General features: G+C 42.4%; 11 protein-coding genes. 1 reads left to right on the forward strand and 10 read right to left on the reverse strand.

The features are described from left to right. From IM450_RS18695 to IM450_RS18740, 10 genes are all read right to left on the reverse strand, one after another. A partial coding sequence (locus IM450_RS18695) for an Rpn family recombination-promoting nuclease/putative transposase (protein ID WP_287670438.1) occupies positions 1–666 on the reverse strand: 666 nt, incomplete at its 3' end. A 151-nt stretch (positions 667–817) separates the two neighbouring features. Further along, positions 818–1,648: a 4-hydroxy-tetrahydrodipicolinate reductase gene (gene dapB / locus IM450_RS18700; protein WP_046661423.1), complete on the reverse strand. Its 831-nt coding sequence runs from the start codon at positions 1,646–1,648 to the stop codon at positions 818–820. Positions 1,649–2,075: 427 nt separating this feature from the next. Continuing rightward, the gene (locus IM450_RS18705) at positions 2,076–2,915 is read right to left on the reverse strand and encodes an FkbM family methyltransferase (RefSeq protein ID WP_002800821.1); all 840 of its coding nucleotides are present in this window, start codon (positions 2,913–2,915) and stop codon (positions 2,076–2,078) included. A gap of 22 nt (positions 2,916–2,937) precedes the next feature. Beyond that, positions 2,938–3,936 (reverse strand): glycosyltransferase family 8 protein, encoded by a 999-nt coding sequence (locus IM450_RS18710; protein ID WP_002800822.1) that lies wholly within the window; start codon positions 3,934–3,936, stop codon positions 2,938–2,940. 204 nt (positions 3,937–4,140) lie between these two features. Beyond that, a complete protein-coding gene (locus IM450_RS18715) occupies positions 4,141–4,374 on the reverse strand; it encodes a hypothetical protein (protein WP_159296037.1) in 234 nt (77 codons plus the stop codon). A 114-nt stretch (positions 4,375–4,488) separates the two neighbouring features. Continuing rightward, entirely contained in the window at positions 4,489–5,442 is a 954-nt protein-coding gene (locus IM450_RS18720) for an asparaginase (protein WP_287670443.1), read from the reverse strand. 22 nt (positions 5,443–5,464) lie between these two features. After that, positions 5,465–5,968: a CGLD27 family protein gene (locus tag IM450_RS18725; RefSeq protein ID WP_002800824.1), complete on the reverse strand. Its 504-nt coding sequence runs from the start codon at positions 5,966–5,968 to the stop codon at positions 5,465–5,467. 5 nt (positions 5,969–5,973) lie between these two features. Beyond that, entirely contained in the window at positions 5,974–6,378 is a 405-nt protein-coding gene (rsfS, locus tag IM450_RS18730; RefSeq protein ID WP_002800825.1) for a ribosome silencing factor, read from the reverse strand. Between the two features lie 55 nt (positions 6,379–6,433). Beyond that, a complete protein-coding gene (gene yqeK / locus IM450_RS18735) occupies positions 6,434–7,030 on the reverse strand; it encodes a bis(5'-nucleosyl)-tetraphosphatase (symmetrical) YqeK (RefSeq protein WP_002800826.1) in 597 nt (198 codons plus the stop codon). Between the two features lie 80 nt (positions 7,031–7,110). Then, positions 7,111–8,679, reverse strand: coding sequence for a YcjF family protein (locus tag IM450_RS18740; RefSeq protein WP_002800828.1), 1,569 nt, complete (start codon positions 8,677–8,679; stop codon positions 7,111–7,113). 91 nt (positions 8,680–8,770) lie between these two features. Between IM450_RS18740 and IM450_RS18745 the strand changes: the two genes are divergently transcribed. Then, a partial coding sequence (locus IM450_RS18745) for an RNA-guided endonuclease InsQ/TnpB family protein (protein ID WP_287670450.1) occupies positions 8,771–9,088 on the forward strand: 318 nt, incomplete at its 3' end.

The raw sequence follows: 9,088 nt of genomic DNA on the forward strand, positions 1-9,088 counted from the left end.
CTCTCGGCCTTCCTCTCGGCCTTCCTCCAAAGCTTCTTGATAGACTTTAGTTTCTCTTAAATCACTTAAACTAAACATTTTTTCAATCTCCTTACGGTTTAATTTGGGCAATTTATAAATGAGAATTGTCTCAATTAATTCTAGAATGTCCTCTCTTTTTAAAGACTCCTGGAATTGTTGTCTAACCTGTTGAATCAGTTCTTTTCCTTGTTCTAAGGTCTTTTGTTCCGATTCTACAATTAATTGTAACACTTTTACCCCCAGAGAATCCCCCTCATCTAACTGATTCAGATAATAACAGTTAACTCGGCCTGACTCAAAGAATTCTTGATAACGAGATTTGGGACTATTTTCAATTTCCCGATGGGGATAAATGATCACCCCTTGCCAATTCTGGCTTAACTCGCTTTGATGAAAATAGAGAAATATTTCACTAAAAAAGCGTGAGTAAAACCGTTCATCTTTTTGAAATTGTACCTCAACAAAGTAAATCGGATCATTCAGGTTATCGGGAATAAAAACCCCATCTAAACGAAAAGCGAGTTGTTTAACTTCTAGGGAGGAAAATTGATAATGATTGACGGTTTCTGGGGGAAGATTGAGCAAATCAAAGAAACTTTCAGGAAAAGTCTCAAAGAGACGATAGAAAATACTGTCCGTTTTCACTCAATTTTGTCCCTCAATGACTTGTGGTACTTCTTCAATTTCTCAGTCTAAAGCTTGGGGATAGGAAAGCCAGCAGATAGCATTTTTAGGGCAATTTGTCAAGATTTCTCTTCTTTGCCCTTTTCCTCTCCTTTCTCTAAAATGTCTCGATTTAGAGGATTTTTTCTAAACCGTAAACGAGGGATTGCAGCTGAGTAACTTTGCGGATAGAAAGGAGAACCCCCGGCATATAACAGGAGCGATCGCTGGTATCATGACGAAGGGTATAGATTTCCCCGGGGGAACCGAAAATGACTTCCTGGTGAGCAATTAAACCGGGTAAACGCACGCTATGAATACGGATGTTCTCAGCAGTTAAACCGCCTCTAGCACCGGGGATGGTTTCTTTTTCGGAAACTTGGGCAGGATTAAAGGTTTTACCTAATTCGGCCAGTAATTCGGCGGTTTTAATGGCTGTGCCACTGGGTGCGTCTGCTTTTTGATTGTGATGCAGTTCGATAATTTCTACATGATCAAAGTAGCGGGATGCTTGCACGGCAGCCTGTTGTAGTAAAACCATGCCAATGGAAAAATTGGGGATAACTAAACAGCCAGTGCTGGCTTTTTCGGCAAATTCGGCTAAATCTTGCAGTTGTGCCGCCGATAATCCCGTAGTTCCCACCACGGGACGCACTCCATAGGCGATCGCACTGCGGGTGTTGTCATAAACACCGTCGGGATGGGTAAAATCCACCATTACCCCCTGCACTTTTTCCTGAGTTGCCAGGACTAAAACACTCTGTAAATCGTCGAGAATCGGCACTTCTAGGGGTTCACAACCGGCCACTTCCCCCACATCCTGACCTCGAAAAGCTGGATTTCGATCGACTGCACCCACTAAGATCATATCGTCGGCACGAGCAACGGCTTTAATGACTTCCCGTCCCATTTTGCCGGCTGCACCGTTGACAACTACGGGAATCGGGCCTCTATTTTCGGTCATAGTTAATTATTCTCCTTATATGTAGGGATTATGGACTGTTGGGGTGGAGGGGTATTTCAGGGACAAAGGAAAAAACCCCAACACCTAACCCCCTTTTGCCTAATCACTGAATCAATTATCCGTTTTCTCGCGCACAACGATCGAGGGGTAGTTATGAGAAAATCGTGATTATTTAGGGAGAATATGGGTTTTTAACCCTCCATGCCATGCTTAAACTGTCGTTTTCAGGGATTGGAAGAAGGGCAAAAATATCAGGCGTACAGTGTAAAATTGAGAAGGTCTAGAGCATTCTACATTTTGCGCTGTTCCTACGTCAATGGTGCTTTGTCTGGGTGATATTTTGGCAAATGTGAGTGTATCCTTAACCATATTTTATCACCTCAAACTAATCAACTTATTATTTGGCGAGTTCTAGCAGTTGTAAAAATTAATTGCTCGCTGAATTTTGATGATAAGATAAATTTTTAGTGATCACTTTCCACGCCCACTTTAAGGGTTTTCTGTTTTCCAATGCTTTTACAGAAACGGCAACAGTATCCATACTATTTAACTGCAACAATTGATATCCTCGTGCGCTCAAGAGACTCCGAGCGGATATCCTATCGCTATCGGAAAGATGTTTATGCTCGTACAGGATTAAACTAGGCTGAAACCGATCAATATCTATCATTTTCAGTACCTCGTAATCGAATCCCTCCGTATCTATGTGGATTAAATCTACAGTGCGAACCGAGTTCCGGTTACATAATTCTTCAAACGTTATACATTCCACTTGAGTTTTCCGAATTCGTTGTTCTAGTTCTGGGATAAAATCAATATGCTTTAAGACATGAGATAAGGAAAATGAACCGATTTGATCGTACCAAACAGGCAAAGGGGAATCTGTCTCTTCAACATAGTAGAAGTCTTTAAACCCGTTTACCTCGGCAATCGCTACATTTTCCAACTTAAATCGACCATAATCACCATATTTGGAGCATAATCTTTTGAATACATAGTCAACGGGTTCTATCATAATTCCACACCAACGTTTATCTAGCAGAAAATAACGTAGGGGATCACCGTAGCTAGAATCGTTTGAACCTACTTGAACAAAGAAAATATGCGCTTGTGAAATGGATAAACTATACAGCAGTGTATCGAGCTTATCCTTAAAGATTTTGTAGCGAAGACTAGGTGATTTAAAAATGCTCCAGAACTTTGACTGTTTGTCCGATCTTTTGCCGACTAATCGAGAGATATAAGTTTTAAGTTTTGCAAGTATCATGGCTAAAAAATTATAACTTTTGCTAGAAAATATTAGAACTAACTGATTTGGTTTTGAAATAGGCTAGAGCCTTGTTAAAATATCGTTCTAATCTTTTTTTCCATGCCTCTTTCGGTCGCCATCCAGACCAATCCGTTCGATCTAAGTATTCAAAAAATTGCTTTTCTGTATCCCTTAACGGAGAGAATTTAAATTTCCAAGGTTTATCATCTGATGCAAAATGTATTAGATAAGGAGCTTCCATAACCTGATGATAAACTTCCTCGGAAAAATGACTTTCTTGCCAAGAAGAAAATTTATTAGGAAGTTGATTCCAGCGTGGATCCAGTTTCCCCCAACAGCCCGCCAAAATAGCGTTGAGACCGTCCTGATCCCAGTAACGGAGACGTCTCCCATTTTCCTCTAGATAATTAATAACTTTAAAAGACATATCGTCTTCTCGCCATTTTTTTAAATTAAGAATCATTACCCCAGAGTTAAAATATGGCGTATCTGGGCGTATTTGAAGTTCTTGATAAGTTTTTAAGCCATTTTTACTTGACACTAGAGGACATCCCATATCTTGCACCGCAAATAAATATTGATTATCAATATCAATTTTCCATAAATTGTTTAAATCTTCTTTCAAAATTAAATCACAATCTAGATAAATAACTTTCTCAATCGACGGGGGTAAGAGATAAGGAATTAATAAACGATAGTAAGCGGCAATAGTAACATGACCCCAAGTCGGAAGTTTTTCCACGATTGTAAAGAACGCTGCTTCTTGAGGCTTTAGCCAGTTAAGTACCACTTCGACTTCTAATTTTTGTAGTGACCGAATCACCTTTTTTTTATTAGCATTGGTAATTCCCCCATCAATAACATAAATAAAAGCTTTCCCCTCTTTCAGGTTCTCTGCCAAGGAGTAAAGCATTACGCCAAGAGGAATTGCGTAATTGTTGTCCGCAGCACAGACGACTGTGGGTGTTTTAGTATTTTGCATTATCAACTCTTCGTGTCTTACAAGTTTAAATTCCATAGAAACAAGGTCAAAGAATCGCTTCTCTATTAGACATCTCTAAAAATTATAACCCAATTACAGCTTGCTTTTATGCTCTGTCCTAATTTAAAATAGTTCAATGGCTGAAATGTATATCTATCTTGGCTAATTCAATTTCACCGAAAAAATATAGGACAATTAAAATCATTTCTATTTGGGTAAGTTTCTTAACTAGAAAGACTTTTAGCCTTTTGACGATGACGGCTCGCCTCCTCCGGATAACTGGTGTCGCAATGATGAGGGGAGCGGGATGAGCGAATCGGATTTGGCAAAAACTTCAGGGCGATCAGTGAGAACTACAAAAGGGCTATTATCAGTTATAGTACGAATATCCTCGGCGAGGGTAAGGGCATGATCTCGATATTTCTTCCCGACAGCTAGGGTGACGAAACGAATTTTCCTATCAATCAAACTCATAGGCTACTGTTGGTATTGTCTTGAACTGCCGCACACTCGGCGAGAATGCCCCCACACTGTACCATAGACCTATTGGTCTGTCAAGATTGAATTTACCCTTGGTCAACCCACTATTTACAATAAAGCCATTTCCCCCACCACTTCCAAGCGGGTATAACTGCCGATTTTGAGGAATTTTTCCGAGAGAGATTCGGCCACATTGGGAGTAATCCAGCCTAACTGTTTGAGAATTTGCAAAGCGGCGGCATATTTAGCCCGTTTGGAACCATCTAGGGCTTTAATTGCTAATCCTAAACCCTCACCGACGCGCCCGATACATTGAATACCTTCGGCCCCGGCTTTACTGACGATTTCCCCCTGACTAGCCCGCATTAATTCCGTATCAAAAGCCCCTTCTCCTGCTACCATGCGGGGATGATAGGTCATCGCCCGGACGATTCTTTCTAAGTCTAAACGGTTGCCAGAGGCTAACTGGGCGTAGAGATGGGCCATTTGCCCCAACTGCATTGAATAGGTGGGCGCACCGCAGTCATCGTGGGCGCTGATTAATTCATCTCCCGGCATCCCCAATAATTCGGCAATTTTGCTTAAAATTAGCTTCTGTATCGGACTAGAGCGCCGCAGATAGCTATTTAACGGCCAGCCACGCTGTTGACACACCGCTAACATCCCGGCGTGTTTGCCAGAACAATTGTACTGGAGGCGACTGGGTTTACCGGACGGGAGGGGACATTGCAGGGCATTGGGATCGATATCGGCACGCCAGAGAATATTAAAGACTTGACGGGCGTGTTCCACCGTGCCTTGGTGAGAACTACAGATAATGGCTAGATCCTTATCGTTGAGATCGTAGCGTTCGAGGGTGCCGGTACTGATGACAGCCAGTGCTTGAAAAGGTTTCAGGGCCGAACGAATAAAGGCGCTAGTTTCGGCGCTGCCGGCGGTGGATAATACCCGGCCGCGGTCATCGCAAATAGCGGCCTCGACATGATGGACCGATTCAATAATGCCTTCCCGGAGGAGATGAATTTCTAAGCGGTGGGTTGGTGAACGTTTTACCCTATTCATTCAGATTGGTGATTGGTTGCGGTTAGTGAGTGAAAAATAGCCAAAAAAGACCACTGATAGCGACAATTGCCCCTAAAATCAGGGCGGTTTTTTGTAAACGCTGGAGAATGGGCTGGATTTGATAGGAGACGATTAAACGATCCCGGGTTAAAATGGCGGCGGTTTTTGTCCAAATTTGGCCATCATACCAGCCCGACTCTTCATAAAATACTTTCTCCGATTGCAAGCGATCGTAAACGTAGATCCAGCCTAAATACAAGCGCAATAACACCAATCCTACCAAAATTGTCGAGCCAAAAATCCCCGCACAGAAGAAGGGAAAAGGGGCCTTTTTCAGGGGAAAACTAGCGGCGGCAATCGGTCCGACAATTAACCATGTCCATAACCATAACCAGAGAATTTTTTTTGTATAAGAGGCTACATCTAGCGTAGCCCAACGGAAAAACCAAGATTCTTTTAATTGTTCGTACTCGTTAACCGGTTGCTGTTCTTCCGGGACGGGACAGAAATCAAGGGAGGATTTCATGGATTCTACTCCTCCAAATGGTCGCTAGGTAGAGGAATCCGTTGAGCATGACCCCAAAATGCTTCTAAATTATAAAATTCTCGCTCTTTTGGTAAAAAGATATGGACAATGATATCACCATAATCCATCAGGATCCAGCTACCTTCGCTTTTTCCTTCCACTTGTCGGGGGGATTGTTGCCATTCTAGTTCCATAGCGGCTTCGATCGCATCCTCGATCGCTCGCACTTGGGTGGTAGAATAGCCGGTAATAATCAGAAAATAATCGGTTAAATAACAGATATCGGCGACTTTCAGGATGGCGATGTCCCCTGCTTTCTTGTCCTCGGCAGCGGTGACAATTGTCTCTAGAAATTTTTCGGTCTTGAGATTTTCGGCGACGGGGGTAATAATTCCAGTGGGATTGGTCATTCAGGTTGTGGTTATCCTTTGGCTGAGGTGGTTTTAAGCGAGTCTTGAGATTATGTTAATCAATGGTTTTAGTTTCCGTTGGTTGTTCTTTAACAATTTGTAACGCCCAGTTGCGCGTTAGCACGGTGCGGGGATGAATGGGACAATGGCTACTTAAAAGATATTTTAGGGAATAATCGCAGGTTTGTTGAACGCTTTTATGGAGATTTTGATAGCTGAGTTGTCGTAGGGCGTTTAATTCGGGTGTATCGCCGCGATTGGGTTCCAAGGCATCGGCAATAAAGACTATACAGCTAAGATCGCTCATATTGGGTTTACCGAGGGTATGATTGCGAATCGCTTCGAGAATTTCCTCATCGGTAACGTTAAATTCTTTTTGGGCGACAACTGCACTGACATCGGCGTGGAGTAAGTGGGGATGGGATGCACAGATATTATCCACGTCTATTCCCGCCGATTCCGCCATTTTTAACAGTTTTTTGGGCTTGAAAAATTTGGCTAGATCGTGCATTAACCCGGCTTGCCCTGCTTGGACGGGATCGAGATCGTGATGACGAGCTAAATCAATACACATGGTCTCCACACCAAGAATATGGCGCAGACGGTGTTCGTTGACGTTTTCTTTTAACCAGTCGATAACTTGCTGTCGCATCTTTTTTTTGCCCTTGTGGAACCCCAGAACGATTGTAACAATTACTATACAATTTTGCCTATCGCTTCAAGGTTCGATCTTTACCAATCATCCTCGCGAGTAGCTTCTAAAACTTCTTCTTGCTGCCAATCATCCTGAAAAGGTTGTACCACTTTACCGATCGCATCGGCCACAAAAGACTTAATAAATTCCTCCTTGCGACTGAGTTGAAATTGTCTTTGTACCACTTCCGTCATGCCACCGTCACCCCAGTCTTGATCCTGACGGAAATATTCAATAAAACTTTTGCCAGCAATGCGGGTTAAATAGGCGGCACTGACTCCTTGAATTGCCTTACCGACTATATAGGTAGTAAAATTTAATTGTAGGATTCTGGCTAATAATTCTACTGCTCCTTTCACCACTCCCAAACTAACTAGAGTTTTGCCCAAAGATAGAGCCAATTCCTTGCCTCGATCGCTGTTAATTTCACAGCCATAAACTTGACCAATTTCTCTGACCATTTGAGCATTAACCGCCGCCGTTGCTAACAGATCGAACACTGGTAAGGGAGTCACCGCAATCACTCCCGCACCGATCCACTGATAGCGATCGATAATTTTATCAGCTTGGCGACGACGTTGGCGATCGATAATTTTCCTAGCTTCTTCCCCTAATCTTTGGGATTGTAAGAGGATATTATCTGCCACTAAATCCTCCCCTTCGGCCCGTAAAACTGAAGCTAAACGTTTAATTAAAGCTAAAATATCCGGTTCCGGTGTGATGATTTGTCCACCGGTTAACTGTACTGGTTGGGGATTAGCGGTAACGGCAATAATATCGGCGGAAAGGATCACTCCTTTTAGCCGTTCTCGTAATTGTTTTAAAATCATTTCTCGATCTTCGTCGCTATAGAGATCGATTTTATTAAAGACTAAGAGAGAACGTTTACCAATATCAATTAAACGCAATAAAGGGCCGTATTCCGATTGTCGAATATCGTTATCGATGACAAATAAAAGTAAATCTGCTTCCGTGGCTAATTGTCGCGCTAACTGTTCCCTTTGACCTCCGGCTGCACCAATTTCGAGAATGCCGGGGGTATCGGTAATTTGAATTTCCCGATTCACACCTTTCATTTTTAAACTATAGGTTTCCCCTTTTTCCGTGGTTCCCATGGTTGCCTCCACATTGCCCACCATTTGACCGATGAGGGCGTTAATTAGGGAGGTTTTTCCCGCCGATCCTGTGCCGAAAACGATGATTTTAACTTCTTTTCTAACTAAACTTCGCTCAATTTCTTGGGAACGCTTAATAAAAACCTGTTGAGTTACTTTATCTTGAATTTGCTCCACTTGTTGCCGGATAGCTTTTAAGGTTTCCCCGGCAGCCTCGGTTTTTTCTACTGGTAATTTTAGGGGTGGACGGGAGGAAGAATGCAACCCGCGGCGACTTTTTTGGCGCTGGGGCAGCAGATAAAAGTAGTACAAAAGAACGTATATCAGCAAGCCCAGCAGTCCGATAATGAGCAAAAGCAGAATATTAGCTAAGATAGGAGCGGTAAAGGCGATCTGGATGTAAAGACGATAGATAGAGTTGACTAACCACAACATTAATCCGAAAATAAAGCTCAGACCAATGATTAAAGTGGCAAGACGGGGTAATTTCATCGGAAATTTTGGGTCTGAAACCCCGTCGTTCTACGACGGCTTTACTGTTAAATATTAGCACATTTACGAAATATATGCTAAAATGTGAGGTATGGAAAAAGCCTATTCGTTTCGATTTTACCCCACACCAACACAAGAGTCCCTATTGCGGCGCACATTGGGCTGTGTAAGATTAGTTTACAATAAAGCTCTCCATCTCAGAACACAAGCATGGTACGAAAAACAAGAAAGAGTAGGATATGTTCAAACTTCTTCAATGTTGACCGATTGGAAAAAGCAAGAAGAATTAGAGTTTTTAAACGAAGTTAGCTGTGTACCTTTACAACAAGGGTTAAGACACCTACAAACAGCTTTTACTAATTTCTTGGCTGGTCGTACTAAGTATCCTAACTTTAAGAAAAAACATCAG

This window comes from Microcystis sp. M083S1, from assembly GCF_020246405.1.
Taxonomy (GTDB): domain Bacteria; phylum Cyanobacteriota; class Cyanobacteriia; order Cyanobacteriales; family Microcystaceae; genus Microcystis; species Microcystis aeruginosa_C.